Raw genomic sequence first — 15,626 nt, 5'->3', positions numbered from 1 at the left:
TAAAATGAATCGTGTATCCGGTCCGAAGGAGGAACCGAGCTGTTGTTTCCGCGTCGATCCGGACCGGGTCTTGAGGAAGCTGGCTTAATCCATCAGAGGAGACAGACATGATGAATGCACTGCCGCCACTTCACAACGGACATGCACCGTTTACCCTGCAACAGCTCTTCCGCGAGGCGCTTTATGCCTACGAGGAATGGGACAGCGAACTGACGGAGCCGATTGTCACCCATGAAGGCAGGGTCATTCCAATCAGCTTCGTTTTCGAAGCCATGCGTGAATGCACCGATATCGTCCCTGCCAATATTGTCGGCGCCGTCACCGAACGGCTGACCAAACCCTGGGAAGGCGAGGGACCGCTGGATCAGATGACTTTCTCCACGGCGGCGCGCGTCATGCGCGTTCTGGTGCGCAAGCGCCTTCTTGCCAATGGCACGCCTGATATCGTCGCGCTTTCGACGCGCGCATCCGAAGCGGAATCCCGAGAATAGGCCTTTCAGGATCGCGGCACTGGCCGCGATCCTATTCCTTGCGGGGAACCCTGCTCATTTCCAGCCGTTGAAACAGGCAGAGAAGGAATGAGCACCATGTTGAGATCCATTTTACACGAAATCATGGGAACGGGCGTTCGCGAGGCTCATCTGCCGCGATCGCTGGAGCAGTTCCTTGGCGAAAAGAATGTCCTCATCGTCTTCGCCGATGCCGAGGACAACAGGCCGATCGTTCAGGACGAATTGCTGCGCAAGTCGCAGATGCGGCTTATCGAAGATGATATCGAGGTCTTCACGGTCGCTGGCGGCGGCGCATTCTCGCTTTTCGAGGATGGGCGGGACCTTGATGCCGACGAACTGCGCGATGAGCTTCAGGGGCCGCTCAGCGGCGAATTCGGGCTGGTGCTGATCGGTCGGGATGGCCAGGTGAAACTGCGTTCCAGCGAGCCGATGAGTGTGGAGGAGATCAGCCGCGCTGCAGCCATCGTTCCGCCGGGCCACTAACCCCTCAGAGTTCGAATGCTTCCTTGAGGCCGAGGCTCTTGCGTTCGCGCAGATCGAGATCGGCCTCGATATGGGCGATGTGGTGGAGCATCAGGTGGCAGGCGCGGTCGAGTTCCTTGTGCTCGATCGCTTCGATGATATCGCCATGTTCGGAATGGCCGCAGCTGGAGACCGTCGATTGGCCGTAGAGGGCAATCACCAGCGAGGAGCGGGCGACCAGTTCTTCCATGAAGCGCTGCATGATGGCATTGCCGGAGATGGCAGCAAGCGTCAGGTGGAAATCGCCCGAGGCCTTGATTTCGGCCCGCCTTGCGGTCTGGCCACGCTCGCTCATCAGCCGGCCCTCCTCCAAAAGCAATTGCTTGAGATGCTGGATATCAGATGGGGTGATGCGGGCTGCCGCGTCCCGCAGGATGCCGGGCTCAACCAGACGGCGGGCGGCAAAAATCTGCCGCGCTTCTTCCGGCGAGGGGTAGGCGACGAAGGCGCCGCGGTTCTTCTCGACGCTGACCAGACCTTCATAGGAAAGCGCCTGCAGGGCGGCGCGGGCGAGCGTGCGGCTGACATTGAAGAGATTGCCGACATCGCTTTCAGACAATTTCGTGCCGGGCGACAAACGCCGCTCCACGATCGCATCCCGGATGGCATCGCGGATCTGCGAGGCGCCGATTTCTTGGGCATCACCCGGTTGCAGAGCGCTGGCGGCGGATTTCATGAAATCGGTTTCCCTAGTGTCTGCAAACCATATCCGCCTTCGTCGTAAAAGTTAAACGGAATTTGTGCGCATAATGCAGGCGAAATTGTATACGATTTTTTGCTCGAATTGAGCACGAAAGCCCATTTTGTGTGCAGTGCGAAAATGCCTGCGATTTCGCCAGGCAACATTATGTCATGAAAAATTCATGGATTGTAAGGGTTTGAAGCGCGGCCTGYGAATTGGCACGGCAGATGCATCGTCCTTCTCGAACAGGGGAAGACACGATGTCGAAAGCGGCAGAGATCGATATAGCATCCGTTTCCAAGGTCTATGGCGCGACCACGGCGGTCCATGCCATCAGCCTTAAGATCCCGGCTGGTTCCTATTGCTGCTTCCTGGGTCCATCCGGCTGCGGGAAGACCTCGACGCTGCGCATGATCGCCGGTCATGAGAGCATTTCATCAGGCGATATCCGTCTTGGCAATGTCGTCGTCACCGATTTTCCGCCGGCAAAGCGCGGGACGGCGATGATGTTCCAGTCCTATGCGCTGTTTCCGCATCTCGACCTTGTCGACRACGTTGCCTTCAGCCTGAAGATGAAGGGTGTCGACAAGGACGAGCGCCGGGCCAAAGCGCTTGATATGCTGAGGCTGATGCAGATGGAGGCCTATGCCAGCAGGCGGCCGGCACAGCTTTCCGGCGGCCAGCAGCAGCGTGTGGCTCTAGCGCGTGCCCTGATTACCGATCCGGAAGCACTGCTGCTCGACGAGCCGCTCTCTGCACTCGATCCATTCCTGAAGATCCGCATGCGGGCGGAACTGAAGAAGCTGCAGAAGACGCTCGGCATCACCTTCGTGCATGTGACCCACAGCCAGGAAGAGGCGATGGCGCTCGCCGACATCATCGTCATCATGAATGACGGGAAGATCGAGCAGGCCGCATCACCGCGACAGGTCTTCGAGAAGCCGGCGACTGCCTTCGTGGCCCGCTTCATGGGCGATCACAACGTGCTCTCCGGCCGGGTGACATCGAGCGAGAATGGCGTTGTCGTCATGCAGGTACCGGAGGGGCAGAGCTTTTCAGTCCGCGGAACGGGCAGGGAAGTTGGCGAAGCCGTCGATATCGGCATCCGCACCGACCGCGTGCGCCTTCAGGTCGCGAGCGAGTGGACGCTCGGCTTCGACGGTCTCGTCTCCAACATCGAATATCGCGGCTCCTCGGTAAAAATCACCGTTCTGGGAGCCGGCAGCGATGACTTCACCGTCATCGCAAGTGATAGCGATTACTTCGCAAAGCCGGTTTCGGTCGGCGATGCGGTGTCTTTGAGTTGGGCTCTGGAGGATGCCGTCCTCCTTGGCCGCGTGTCTGCATAACCTTCAATATCAAGAAAAGGGGAACTGCCATGACGACTGAAACGAAAAACACCAAGGCGGAAAAGGGAATTTCCCGCCGCTCGCTTCTGAAGACGGGTGCCGCTGCCGTCGGCGCAATTGCGGGTTCGGGCGCCATCACCGGCTTTCCGACCATCTGGGCGCAGTCCAACATCACGCTCCGCCAGTTCGGCACCGGCGTTTCGAACATCAATGCAATCGCCGAAAAGTGCAAAGCGGATCTCGGCATCACGCTGGAGATGACGGCGACCGATTCCGACGCCGCCGCCCAGCGCGCCGTGACGCAGCCGGACAGCTACGACATTGCCGATATCGAATACTGGATCTGCAAGAAGGTGTTCCCGACCGGCGTGTTGCAGCCGATGGACGWCAAGAAGCTCAAGTATTTCGACAAGGTCGTGCCGATCTTCACGAGCGGCAAGCTGAAGGCGGACAGCACGATCGCGCAAGGGACGGCGCCGCACACGGTCGGCTTCGTCGAGGCGCAGGATTCCAAGAAGTTCGCCAAGGAGCAGACGCAGTGGTTCACGATGATGCCGACGATCTACAATGCCGATACGCTCGGCATTCGTCCTGACCTGACCGGGCGCGAAATCACCTCCTGGGCCGACATTCTCGATCCGGCCTACAAGGGCAAGACGGCCATCATCAACGTGCCGTCGATCGGCATCATGGATGCGGCGATGATCGCCGAAGCCTCCGGCAAGATCAAATATGCCGACAAGGGCAACATGACCAAGGAAGAGATCGACAAGACGATCGACTTCCTGATCAAGACCAAGGGCGACGGCCAGTTCCGCGCTTTCTGGAAGAGCTTCGACGAGTCGGTCAACCTGATGGCATCGGGCGAAGTGGTCATCCAGTCCATGTGGTCGCCGGCCGTTGCCGCCGTCCGCGGCAAGGGCATTGCCTGCCGCTTCCAGCCGCTCAAGGAAGGCTACCGCGCCTGGGGTGGCGGTCTCGGTCTTGCCGCGCATCTCAAGGGCGCACAGCTCGATGCCGCCTACGAGTACATCAACTGGTACACGTCCGGCTGGGTCGGCGCCTACCTCAACCGCCAGGGTTACTACTCGGCCTGCCTTGAAACCGCCAAGGGATTCATGACCGCCGACGAGTGGGGCTACTGGATGGAAGGCAAGGCTGCGCAGGGCGATATCCTCTCGCCCGAAGGCAAGGTCATGGAGAAGGCCGGCTCGGTTCGCGATGGCGGCTCCTTCGAAGAKCGTATCGGCCACATCGCCTGCTGGAACTCCGTCATGGACGAGGACCGCTACATGGTTCGCCGATGGAACGAGTTCATCGCGGCTTAAGTGCTTGTGGCTTTCCCCTCCCTAACCCTCCCCACAAGGGGGAGGGAACTCGGCGAGGGTGCAGCCTGAAAACTCCCTCCCCCTTGTGGGGAGGGTTGGGGAGGGGTCTTTTTATCCCTCCCTGTTCGGACAGGACAGATTTCCGAAGGGGGAAGAATGGCCACGATCGCTTCAGAGCAGACGATACCGGCACTAGAAGCGCCCAAACGCGCCTTCAGGCTTGCGCCATCTGCGATCTCCTATCTGCAGGCCACGCCGCTGATCGCCATCCTCGGCTTCTTCTTCGTCCTGCCGATCCTGATGATCACTGTCGTCAGTTTCTGGGACTATGATTTCGCCGGCATCTATCCCGACTTCCTGACCATGAACTACACCGACACGCTGGGTTCATGGGTGACGTGGAAGACCTATCTCAACACGTTGAAATTCACCGTCATCGTCTGGGCGCTGACGCTCTTCATCGGCTTCTGGGTCGCCTATTTCCTGGCCTTCCATATCCGCAAGACCTCGACGCAGATGATCCTCTTCCTCGTCTGCACCGTGCCTTTCATGACCTCGAACATCATCCGCATGATCTCGTGGATCCCGGTGCTCGGCCGCAACGGGCTTGTCAATTCGGCGCTGGTGGAAATGGGTATCGTGCCGCAGCCGGTGGAATGGCTGCTCTATTCGGATTTCGCCGTAGTGCTTGCCATGGTGCATCTCTACACGCTCTTCATGGTGACGCCGATCTTCAACACGCTGATGCGAATCGACCGCTCGCTTTTCGAAGCGGCGCGTGATGCCGGCGCCTCCGGTTGGCAGGTGCTGTGGAACGTGGTGATCCCGCTTGCCAAGCCGGGTATAGCGATCGGCACAATCTTCGTTGTCACGCTCGTCATGGCCGATTTCTCCACCGTGCAGGTAATGTCCGGCGGGCAGAGCGCCTCCGTAGCGCTGATGATGAAGAACCAGATGTCGCTGTTGCAATATCCGGCGGCCGCCGCCAACGCCGTCGTGCTGCTGGCCGTCGTGCTGTTGATGGTCGCTGCGATCCTGCGCGTTGTCGATATTCGCAAGGAGCTCTAGGATGTATCGCGAAAAACGCTCCTTCGAATTCTACTTGCTCGCACTCTTCTTCGCCGTCTTCGTGCTCTTCCTCTACGGGCCGCTGTCTGCGATCGTCATCCTCTCGTTTCAGGGGCCGGATGGTGGCCTGACCTTCCCGCTGAATGGCGTTTCGACGCACTGGTTCTTCAATCTTTTCGAGAAGCAGGCGGTCGGTGATTTCGGCGCATCCTTCCGGCGCTCGTTCATCCTCGGCCTGATGGTGATGATCGTGACCGTCGTTGTCTCGCTCATGGCGGGCCTTGCCTTCCGCCGGCGTTTCCGCGGTTCTTCCGTGCTGTTTTATGCGACGGTCGCGAGCCTCGTCGTGCCGTCGATCATCATCTCGCTCGGCATTGGCGTCGTCTACCAGCAGGGCGGCCTGCGACCGGCCTGGTATTCCTCGGCCTTCGGAGCGCATCTGACCTGGACATTGCCTTTCGGCGTGCTGATCATGTTTGCCGTCTTCAACCGTTTCTCGCCGGCATATGAGGAGGCCGCGCGGGATCTTGGCGCGACCTCCTGGCAGACCTTCCGACATGTCGTGTTGCCGATGATCGCGCCAAGTCTGATCGGCGTCGGCCTGTTCGGCTTCACGCTTTCCTATGACGAATTCGCGCGCACGCTGATGACGTCCGGCACCTACAATACGCTGCCGCTCGAAATCTACGGCATGACCACGAACGTCACGACGCCGGTGCTCTATGCGCTCGGTACGGTCACGACGCTCTTCTCCTTCACCATCATTCTCGTCGCGCTCGGCATCATGACGATGCTCGGCCGGCGGCAGGCAAAGACAAGCTGACATGCGCATATTGATCGTCAATCCCAATACCACTGCTTCCATGACGGAGAAGGCAGCGACCGCTGCACGCGCGGTTGCCGCCGCCGGCACCGAGATCATGGTCGCGACCTCGCGCATGGGCCCTGTTTCCATCGAGGGGCATTATGACGGGGCTCTTGCCATCCCCGGCCTCTTGACGGAGCTGAAAGAGCGTCAGCAGACCGGCTATGACGCGGCAATCGTCGCGTGTTTCGATGACACCGGCCTTGATGCGGCACGCACCTTTGCCAATGTGCCGGTTCTCGGTCTCTGCGAATCCGCCGTTGCGACCGCTGGCTTTCTTGCGCAGCGCTTCACGGTCGTGACGACGCTGGAGCGCTCGCGGGTGCTGATCGACAATCTCGTGCGCCGCTATGGCATGGGCGGGCGGGCGAAGGTCAGGGCCTCTGATATTCCGGTACTGGAACTGGAAGACGCGGCATCGGGAGCGATCGGCAAGCTGAAGGCGGAAATCGAGAGGGCGCTGTCGGAAGATGGCGCAGAGGCGATCGTGCTCGGCTGCGCCGGCATGACGGATCTGGCGCGCGAACTGCAGGAGTTCTACGGCGTGCCCGTCATCGACGGCGTGGCTGCTGCCGTCAAGCAGGCGGAGGCGCTGGTATCGCTGGGGCTCTCCACCAGCAAGCGCGGCTCCTATGCCTCGCCGCTGCCGAAGTCTTTTACCGGTGCGATGAGCGGTTTTGCGCCAATTCGGGCGGTCGGCTGAACATGTCCGTTTCCTTTGATTTCACCGCGCTGACCGAGCGCGAGCGCTACAAGCTGATGATCGGCACCATCATCCCCCGACCGATCGCGCTGGTGACGACGGTGGATGAAAACGGGCGCATCAATGCCGCACCTTTCTCCTTCTTCAACTGCCTGTCGGCCGATCCGCCGATCCTCGCCATCGGAGTTGAAAACCATCCGGACATGGCCTTCAAGGATACGGGTCACAATATCCGCGTGACCGAGGTCTTTACGGTCAACATCGTCTCCTTCGCCATTGCCGAGGCCATGCATATCTGCGGCGCCAAATATCCGCGTGGTGTCGATGAGCTGAAAGAGGCGGGTCTGACGGCGATGCCTGGCGTGAAGGTTGCTTCGCCCTGGGTCGAGGAGGCGCCGGCCGCCTTCGAATGCCGCCGGCATATAACGCTCGAACTCGGCAAATCACGGCAGATCATCATGGGCGAGATCGTCTATGCGCATTACCGCGACGGGGTGGTCGACCCCGAGCGATTGCACGTGGATCCCGCCATGGTCGATGCCATTGCGCGGCTCGGTGGCGATACGTGCTCGACGGTCCGCGACCGTTTCGAGATGCTGACGCCGAAACTTTGAGCGGTGCATAGTGCCAAGTTTCTGCTTTACTTTTTCCCTTTGGGTGAGAATGGTCACTGCCGACCATCACGCTGAGAGGAGAGCCGTGCCATGTCGATCGAAGAAGATCTGATCCTTATCGCGGAACAGGAAAAGGCGCTGAGCTTCGATGCCTTCGATCTGACGACTGCATGGCAGCTCGGCAAGCTCCTGCAGGAACTTGCCACAGAGCGTGGCCTCGGCATTGCCATCGATATCACGCTGCATTCCATGCCGGTCTTCTATGCGGCGCTTCCGGGTGTGACGCCCGACAACGTTCATTGGGTCCGTCGCAAGCGCAACATGGTGTTCCGCTATTTCCGCAGCAGCTACGCTTCCGGGCTGAAGCTGCAGAAGGAGGGCAAGACGGTGGAAGATAACGGGCTTTCCGGCGCCGACTATGCGCCGCATGGCGGCAGCTTCCCGATCAACGTCAGGGGCACGGGCTGCATCGGCGCCGTCACCGTATCCGGCCTGCCGCAGCGGGACGACCACAATCTCGCGGTCGAGGCCCTGGCGCTGATGCTGGCGAAGGATCTGGATACGCTGAGGCTCGCCTGAGTGCCTCATTTTTGACAAATAAAAGCCACGAAAACTGCAAGGTCGCGATCCGTTCCCGGTGACGATTATATTTCGTGACGATAAGGTGCGCCCGGTTTTGTAACTTGCCGCCGGGACACCATGTTACGTTTGCTCTTTGCCTTTGCTGCCATTGGTTTCAGCCTCTTCCTCGCCTCCTGCAATACGCTCTCGAAAGAGGAATGCGTCGCCGCCGATTGGCGGGTGATCGGCGAATCCGACGGGGCCGCCGGCTATGAGCCGCAGGAGCGTTTTGCCGCGCACGCCAAATCCTGCGAGCGGGTGAAGATCGTGCCCGACCAGACCATCTGGTATCAGGGCTTTCAGGCAGGCCTGGTGCGCTACTGCACGCCGATGAGCGGCCTGATGCACGGGCAGGCGGGCCACGGCTACTCCAATGTCTGCCCGCCGCAGACGGCTGCAGGCTTCCTGCGAGGCTATACGCTCGGGAACCGTCAGCATTCGGTGCAATCACGGCTAAGCTCGCTGCAGAGCGATTATGGATCGAAGGAAGCCGAGATCGACGAGCTGTCGCGCAGGCTCAAGGATGCACCCGATGCAGACCGGCATGATATCCGCCGGCGGATGGACGATCTCGAAGACGATATGCGCCGCATTCGCAGAGAGCAGCGCGACGTCGAGGACGAACTCGATGACGCGAGCGCCGAGGTGCAGTGGTTCCAGCAGAACCCCAACGCAGCGCCGCCGGTCGTGCCGGGCTACTAAGTCTTCGCCTCAGAGCTTGCCGCCGGCTTCGCTAATGCCCTTGGTCAGGCTGCCCGTCGCCGGGAAAAGCGGGATGAGGCAGGCCTGCAGGGCGTGGTAGATGTCGCCCTTGCCGGGGAAGAGCGAGTGCGAGGGCACGAGGTCTTCCGTCAGTTCCTCATGCCAGCCGCCGTTCTCGTGATCGATGAAGCTGCGCTCGATCACATTCCAGATCTTGCGGTAGCTTTCCTCGTGATAATCGCTCGGCAGGTGCTCGTTCAGGAAGTGCGCGGCAGCCGCACCCTCACAGGCCGGCCACCAGAGCTTGTTGCGCTTGGCAGGCCTGTCTGCCCAGTCGAGCGTGTAAAAGAAACCGCCCTTGTCATTGTCCCAGCCGAGAGCCATGGATTGCTCGAAAAGGGCCTTGGCAGCATCCGGCATCCATTCGAGGCGTTTGCCGCCGAGTACCCAGAGCTGCAGGATGAGGCGTGTCCATTCCAGCCAGTGGCCGGGTGTCGTGCCGGCCGGCCGGAACATTTCGTTCGGATGGTAGTAATCCTTGTCGAGGTTCCATTCGGCGTCGAAATGCTCGGCGACGCGCCAGTCGACGGAGCCTGCCGAGCGGCGGATAACGAGATCGGTGATGCTTTCGGCCTTGGTCAGGTAGTCCCGGTCGCCGGTCGCTTCGAAGGCGGCCATCAGCGCTTCGGTGAGATGCATGTTGGAGTTCTGGCCGCGATAGGTGCCGCCATCGAGCGGCTGCCAGTCGGCGGTGAATTCTTCGGCGATAGCGCCGTGCTTGGCTTCCCAGAACTTCGTGTTCAGGACCTCGGTAATATCGGCGAGCATGCCATCGGCCAGCGGATGGCCGATCGTCTTGGCGGAGGAGGCGGCGAGAAGGACGAAGGCATGGCCGTAACCCTGCTTGTTGGAATCGACGGGACCATTGTTGTCCAGCGACCAGAAATAACCACCGTTCCTGCGGTCGCGATGACTGTTCCAGATGTAGTTCATGCCGTGATCGACGACATCGGCCGCACCCGGACGCCCGAGCAGCGCGCCGATCGAGAAGCAATGGACGGCGCGCGAGGCGATATGGATCGGCCGCACCTGGCCTTCGGCATCGAGCGGCTTGCCGGCATCGTCGAGATCGTAGAAGCCGCCCTTCGGGTTGACGGAATTATGCTGGAAGAAATCGAAGAGGCCGTTGGCCTGCGAAAGCAGCCAGCCGCGATGATAGGTGCGGGTGGACCAGTTGCCGAGTGCAGGTGCCATGATACTCCTCCGAATTCGTGCACAATGCCTTATGAAAAACGCCTATATAGGGGTCGGGCGAGTCTGTCATCCGCCAAGGCTTGTAATGGCTAAAAGCAACAGGCATATGTTGACATAAAGATATCTTTATGTGATTTGTCTTTTCCGATCTTATGACGTCAAGGAGCCTTCCCGTGTTCGACAATCTCTTTGGTCCCGATGGGGGCAAGCGTGATGGCAGTGAAGTGTTTGCGGCGCTGAGGCAAGCAGCCAGCGAACGCATCCTCGTTCTTGACGGCGCCATGGGCACGCAGATCCAGGGTCTGGGCTACGATGAAGACCATTTCCGCGGCGACCGTTTCATCGGCTGCGCCTGCCATCAGAAGGGCAATAACGACCTGCTGATCCTGTCGCAGCCGGATGCGATCGAGGAAATCCACTATAAATACGCCAAGGCCGGCGCCGATATCTTGGAAACCAATACTTTCTCCTCAACCCGCATCGCGCAGGCGGACTACGCGATGGAAGGTGAGGTTTATGCGCTGAACAAGGAAGGCGCCGAGATCGTGCGCCGGGCTGCGCAGCGCGCCGAGCGCGAGGACGGCAAGCGCCGCTTTGTTGCCGGTGCCATCGGCCCGACGAACCGCACCGCTTCGATTTCGCCCGACGTCAACAATCCGGGCTTCCGCGCCGTGACCTTCGACGATCTGCGCGATGCCTATGCCGAACAGATCGACGGCCTGATCGATGGCGGCGCCGATATCATCCTCATCGAGACGATCTTCGATACGCTGAATGCCAAGGCTGCGATCTTTGCCTGCGAGGAGCGTTTCGAGGCCAAGGGCATCCGCCTGCCTGTGATGATATCAGGTACGATCACCGACCTCTCGGGCCGCACACTGTCAGGCCAGACACCGACGGCCTTCTGGAACTCGGTGCAGCACGCCAACCCGTTCACGATCGGCCTCAACTGCGCGCTCGGCGCCAATGCGATGCGCCCGCATCTGCAGGAGCTTTCGGGCGTTGCGGATACCTTTATCTGCGCCTATCCGAATGCCGGCCTGCCGAACGAATTCGGCCAGTATGACGAGACGCCGGAACTGATGGCGGCACAGATCGATAGCTTTGCCCGCGAAGGCCTGGTCAATATCGTCGGCGGCTGCTGCGGCTCGACGCCCGAGCATATCAAGATGATTGCCGAGACGGTGGCCAAGTACAAGCCGCGGCCGATTCCCGAGCACCGGCCCTTCATGTCGCTGTCTGGCCTCGAGCCCTTCGAGCTGACCAAGGACATTCCCTTCGTCAATGTCGGCGAGCGCACCAACGTCACGGGTTCGGCCCGCTTCCGCAAGCTGATCACCAATGCCGATTTTACGGCAGCACTCGACGTCGCCCGCGACCAGGTCGAGAACGGCGCGCAGGTGATCGACATCAACATGGACGAAGGCCTGATCGATTCCGAAAAGGCGATGGTCGAGTTCCTGAACCTCATCGCTGCCGAACCGGACATTGCCCGTGTGCCCGTGATGATCGACTCGTCGAAATTCTCGATCATCGAATCCGGCCTGAAGCGGGTGCAGGGCAAGGCGATCGTCAACTCGATCTCGCTCAAGGAAGGGGAGGAGAATTTCCTCGCCCAGGCGCGCCTGGTGCACAATTATGGTGCGGCCGTGGTCGTCATGGCCTTCGATGAAACAGGGCAGGCGGACAGCTATCAGCGCAAGGTGGGCATCTGCACCCGCGCCTACAAGCTGTTGACCGAGAAGGTCGGCTTCCCGCCGGAAGATATCATCTTCGACCCGAACATCTTCGCGGTCGCGACCGGTATCGAGGAGCACAATAATTACGGCGTCGACTTCATCGAGGCGACGCGCACGATCCGCAAGACCATGCCGCTCGTCCATATCTCGGGCGGTGTGTCGAACCTCTCTTTCTCCTTCCGCGGCAATGAGCCGGTGCGCGAGGCGATGCATGCCGTATTCCTGTACCACGCCATCCAGGCGGGCATGGACATGGGTATCGTCAATGCCGGTCAGCTTGCCGTCTACGACAATATCGATCCGGAGCTGCGCGAGGCCTGCGAGGACGTGGTGCTGAACCGCCGTCCCGATGGCACCGAGCGGCTGCTCGAAGTTGCGGAGAAATTCCGTGGCGGCGCGGCACGCGAAGGCCGCGTTCAGGATCTCTCCTGGCGCGAGTGGAGCGTCGAGAAGCGCCTCGAGCACGCACTGGTCAACGGCATTACCGAATATATCGAGGCCGATACCGAGGAAGCCCGTCAGCAGGCGGCGCGCCCGCTGCACGTCATCGAAGGCCCGCTGATGGCCGGCATGAACGTGGTCGGCGATCTCTTCGGCTCGGGCAAAATGTTCCTGCCGCAGGTGGTGAAGTCCGCTCGCGTCATGAAACAGGCCGTTGCCGTTCTCCTCCCCTACATGGAAGAGGAGAAGCGCCAGAATGGTGGTGAAGAGCGCAAGTCTGCCGGCAAGATCCTGATGGCGACCGTCAAGGGCGACGTGCACGATATCGGCAAGAACATCGTCGGCGTCGTGCTCGCCTGCAACAATTACGAGATCATCGACCTCGGCGTCATGGTGCCGGCAACGAAGATCTTGGAGACGGCCGTTGCCGAGAAGGTCGATGTCATCGGTCTTTCCGGCCTCATCACGCCGTCGCTCGACGAGATGGTGCATGTGGCGGCCGAAATGGAGCGGGAGGGCTTCAATATCCCGCTGCTGATCGGCGGCGCGACGACCAGCCGTGTGCACACCGCCGTCAAGATCCATCCAGGCTACAACAAGGGTCAGACGATCTATGTGACGGATGCCAGCCGCGCTGTCGGTGTCGTCTCCGCGCTGCTTTCGCCGGAAAACCGCCAGGGTTATATCGACGACATCAGGGCCGAATATGCCAAGGTTGCTGCCGCCCATGCGCGTAGCGAGGCCGAAAAGGTGCGCCTGCCTTTGTCGCGGGCTCGCGAGAATGCGCAGAAGGTCGATTGGGCCGCCTACAAGCCGACCAGGCCTGGTTTCCTCGGCACCAAGGTGTTCGAAGATTACGATCTGGCCGAGCTTGCAAAGTACATCGACTGGACGCCGTTCTTCCAGACCTGGGAGTTGCGCGGCCGCTATCCGGCGATCCTCGAAGACGAGAAGCAGGGTGAAGCTGCGCGGGCTCTCTGGGCCGACGCCCAGGCGATGCTGAAGAAGATCATCGACGAGAAGTGGTTCCGGCCTCGTGCCGTCATCGGCTTCTGGCCGGCTGGCACCGTCGGCGATGATATCCGCCTCTTCAAGGATGAGGCCCGCAAGGAGGATCTCGCAACCTTCTACACGTTGCGCCAGCAGCTTTCCAAGCGCGATGGTCGCCCGAACGTAGCGCTTGCGGATTTCGTGGCGCCTGTCGATAGCGGTGTGCAGGATTATGTCGGCGGCTTCGTAGTGACGGCAGGCTTTGAGGAGATCGCCATTGCCGAACGCTTCGAGCGTTCGAACGACGACTATTCCTCGATCCTCGTCAAGGCGCTTGCTGACCGCTTCGCGGAAGCCTTCGCCGAACGCATGCATGAGCGCGTGCGGCGCGAATATTGGGGTTATGCCAAGGACGAGACGCTCTCTAACGAAGATCTCATCACCGAAACCTATGCCGGTATCCGCCCGGCCCCCGGCTATCCGGCACAGCCCGATCACACCGAGAAGAAAACGCTGTTTGCCCTTCTCGATGCAGAGAATGCCGCCGGCGTGAAGCTGACGGAAAGCTATGCGATGTGGCCTGGCTCGTCCGTATCCGGCATCTATATCGGCCACCCGGACTCCTATTACTTCGGCGTCGCCAAGGTGGAGCGCGATCAGGTGGAAGATTATGCCAAGCGAAAGGGCATGGGAATATCAGAGATCGAACGTTGGCTTGGGCCGGTGCTCAACTATGTGCCGCGCAAGGCGGACGAGGAGATCGAAGACGCGGCCTGAAAACCGAGTCTTCGCCGCCGGTTAGGCGCGGCAGTTTGAACGTCGATTGAGTTGACTGCAAAAGCCGGAAAGTGATTCACTTTCCGGCTTTATCTTTTTGAAAACGAAGCAATTTCCAGGCCGGAAATCAGGTCGCGCCGATCGTCAGCTCGGCCACGAAATCATAGGCGTCGCCGCGATAGAGCGAGCGGGTGAATTCCACCGCGCGGCCGGAGCCGAGATAAGAAATACGTTCGATGGAAAGCCCTGCCTGGCCGACGGGGACGCCGAGCAGATGGGCGTCGGCTTCCTTCATGTTGGTCGCCGAAATCCGCTGCACGGCGCGCACGGGGCGCACGCCGAGGCGCTCCAGCTCGGCATAGAGCGAGTTGGTGACGGAGGAGGGATCGGGCAGGAATTCGCCGGAGACGCTTGCATGTTCGATCGCCAGCGGTTCGTCGTCGGCAATACGCAGGCGCGACAGGCGCGACACCTTGATGTCGGTGCCGAGGCCGAGGATCATCATCTCGTCGGGCGATGGCGTGTGGATGCCCTTGTGCAGCCATTCGGAGCGGGCGGTCATGCCGCGCCGGGCCATATCCTCCGTGAAGGAGGTCAACTGCGACAGGCGCTGTTCGACTTTCGAAACCGGTTTTGCTACGAAGGTGCCGGAGCCGTGGCGGCGCACCAGCAGGCCGTCGGCAACAAGTTCATCGATCGCCTTGCGCACGGTAACGCGGCTGACGGCTGCAAATTCCGCGATGTCGCGTTCCGGGGGCAGGGCATCGCCATGGGCGAGCGTGCCGGTACGGACGGCGTCTTCCAGCGTGCGGCGCAGCTTCACATAGAGCGGGCCGGTGCCGCCGGCCTGCAAGCGTTCCGGCGAAAGGATGGAGGCGAGATCGTCGGTCATGCCGCACCTCTCTGCCGTTCGTTCAGAAGTTTTAAGGCAAGGTCGACGGCGCCCTGCTGCGCATCGGCCTTCGGCTCTGCAAGTAGCGCCTTGTGCCGATCGGCAAGCCAGGGATGATAGGCTTTGGCCAGTCCGCCAAGCAGGCAGACGGAGGGGCATTCCGCCCATGTCAGTGCATCAAGGCTTCCGTCGATGGCGCGGGCCGCCTCCTTGACGATCTCGATTGCAGTGGCATCGCCGGCCTGAGCGCCTTCGAAGACCATGGGGGCGTAACGGGCGAAGTCCGCCGGCCGGGCCGTATGGGCAAATTCGACGACGCGTTCCGGATCGTTGCCGTATTCTGCCATGAGCTTGTCCGTCAGCGATGAGGCGGGGCGAACCTTGTCATAGGCGAGCAAGGATTTTTCCAGGAGATCGCGGCCGAGGCGGGCGCCGCTTGCCTGATCGCCGACGATCGAGCCCCAGCCGCCGATACCATGCAGTTTGCCGTTACGGCGCGCATTATAGACTGTGCCGGTTCCTAAAGCACCGACAATGCCGTCGGCGTCACCGAGCGCTCCCTGCAGC

The 15,626-nt window shown here is 60.7% G+C and carries 15 protein-coding genes; 11 read left to right on the top strand and 4 right to left on the bottom strand.

Annotated elements, in window-relative coordinates:
- The first annotated feature begins 107 nt into the window (after positions 1-107).
- Positions 108-491, top strand: a complete 384-nt coding sequence (locus AC1D35_RS26815) for a BRA0787 family protein (protein ID WP_113300041.1) — start codon at positions 108-110, stop codon at positions 489-491.
- A gap of 96 nt (positions 492-587) precedes the next feature.
- On the top strand, positions 588-995 hold the full coding sequence (locus tag AC1D35_RS26810; protein ID WP_113308093.1) for a DUF4174 domain-containing protein: 408 nt from the start codon (positions 588-590) through the stop codon (positions 993-995).
- Positions 996-999: 4 nt separating this feature from the next.
- On the opposite strand, the gene AC1D35_RS26805 is transcribed toward AC1D35_RS26810, so the two are convergent.
- Positions 1,000-1,710: a GntR family transcriptional regulator gene (locus tag AC1D35_RS26805; RefSeq protein WP_113308030.1), complete on the bottom strand. Its 711-nt coding sequence runs from the start codon at positions 1,708-1,710 to the stop codon at positions 1,000-1,002.
- A gap of 266 nt (positions 1,711-1,976) precedes the next feature.
- On the opposite strand from AC1D35_RS26805, the gene AC1D35_RS26800 reads away from it, so the two are divergent.
- The 8 genes from AC1D35_RS26800 to AC1D35_RS26765 all read left to right on the top strand — a co-directional run bounded on the left by AC1D35_RS26800 (position 1,977) and on the right by AC1D35_RS26765 (position 8,966).
- Positions 1,977-3,065 (top strand): ABC transporter ATP-binding protein, encoded by a 1,089-nt coding sequence (locus AC1D35_RS26800; protein ID WP_477940937.1) that lies wholly within the window; start codon positions 1,977-1,979, stop codon positions 3,063-3,065.
- Positions 3,066-3,094: 29 nt separating this feature from the next.
- Positions 3,095-4,393, top strand: coding sequence for an ABC transporter substrate-binding protein (locus AC1D35_RS26795; protein WP_477940935.1), 1,299 nt, complete (start codon positions 3,095-3,097; stop codon positions 4,391-4,393).
- Between the two features lie 156 nt (positions 4,394-4,549).
- The gene (locus AC1D35_RS26790) at positions 4,550-5,461 is read left to right on the top strand and encodes an ABC transporter permease (RefSeq protein WP_113300045.1); all 912 of its coding nucleotides are present in this window, start codon (positions 4,550-4,552) and stop codon (positions 5,459-5,461) included.
- 1 nt (position 5,462) lies between these two features.
- Positions 5,463-6,284, top strand: a complete 822-nt coding sequence (locus AC1D35_RS26785; protein WP_113308033.1) for an ABC transporter permease — start codon at positions 5,463-5,465, stop codon at positions 6,282-6,284.
- A gap of 1 nt (position 6,285) precedes the next feature.
- The gene (locus AC1D35_RS26780; protein WP_113308034.1) at positions 6,286-7,029 is read left to right on the top strand and encodes an aspartate/glutamate racemase family protein; all 744 of its coding nucleotides are present in this window, start codon (positions 6,286-6,288) and stop codon (positions 7,027-7,029) included.
- Between the two features lie 2 nt (positions 7,030-7,031).
- Positions 7,032-7,643, top strand: coding sequence for a flavin reductase family protein (locus tag AC1D35_RS26775; RefSeq protein ID WP_113300048.1), 612 nt, complete (start codon positions 7,032-7,034; stop codon positions 7,641-7,643).
- A 90-nt stretch (positions 7,644-7,733) separates the two neighbouring features.
- Positions 7,734-8,222, top strand: coding sequence for a heme-degrading domain-containing protein (locus AC1D35_RS26770; RefSeq protein WP_113308035.1), 489 nt, complete (start codon positions 7,734-7,736; stop codon positions 8,220-8,222).
- Between the two features lie 120 nt (positions 8,223-8,342).
- Positions 8,343-8,966, top strand: coding sequence for a DUF2799 domain-containing protein (locus AC1D35_RS26765; RefSeq protein ID WP_113308036.1), 624 nt, complete (start codon positions 8,343-8,345; stop codon positions 8,964-8,966).
- Positions 8,967-8,975: 9 nt separating this feature from the next.
- Here the strand turns inward: AC1D35_RS26765 and AC1D35_RS26760 are convergent, their stop codons facing one another.
- Positions 8,976-10,220, bottom strand: a complete 1,245-nt coding sequence (locus AC1D35_RS26760) for an AGE family epimerase/isomerase (protein ID WP_113308037.1) — start codon at positions 10,218-10,220, stop codon at positions 8,976-8,978.
- Between the two features lie 173 nt (positions 10,221-10,393).
- Here AC1D35_RS26760 and metH point away from each other — a divergent pair, with 173 nt between their 5' ends.
- Positions 10,394-14,167: a methionine synthase gene (gene metH / locus AC1D35_RS26755; RefSeq protein WP_113308038.1), complete on the top strand. Its 3,774-nt coding sequence runs from the start codon at positions 10,394-10,396 to the stop codon at positions 14,165-14,167.
- Between the two features lie 127 nt (positions 14,168-14,294).
- Here the strand turns inward: metH and AC1D35_RS26750 are convergent, their stop codons facing one another.
- Positions 14,295-15,059 carry a GntR family transcriptional regulator gene (locus AC1D35_RS26750; protein ID WP_113308039.1) on the bottom strand — a complete coding sequence of 255 codons (765 nt, stop codon included), beginning with the start codon at positions 15,057-15,059 and terminating at the stop codon, positions 14,295-14,297.
- A partial coding sequence (locus tag AC1D35_RS26745) for a glucosamine kinase nucleotide-binding domain-containing protein (protein WP_477940931.1) occupies positions 15,056-15,626 on the bottom strand: 571 nt, incomplete at its 5' end. The genes AC1D35_RS26745 and AC1D35_RS26750, both read right to left, overlap by 4 nt.

This window comes from Rhizobium sp. P1_E6 (genome assembly GCF_056405875.1).
This window is presented reverse-complemented; position numbering and strand designations above follow the sequence as displayed.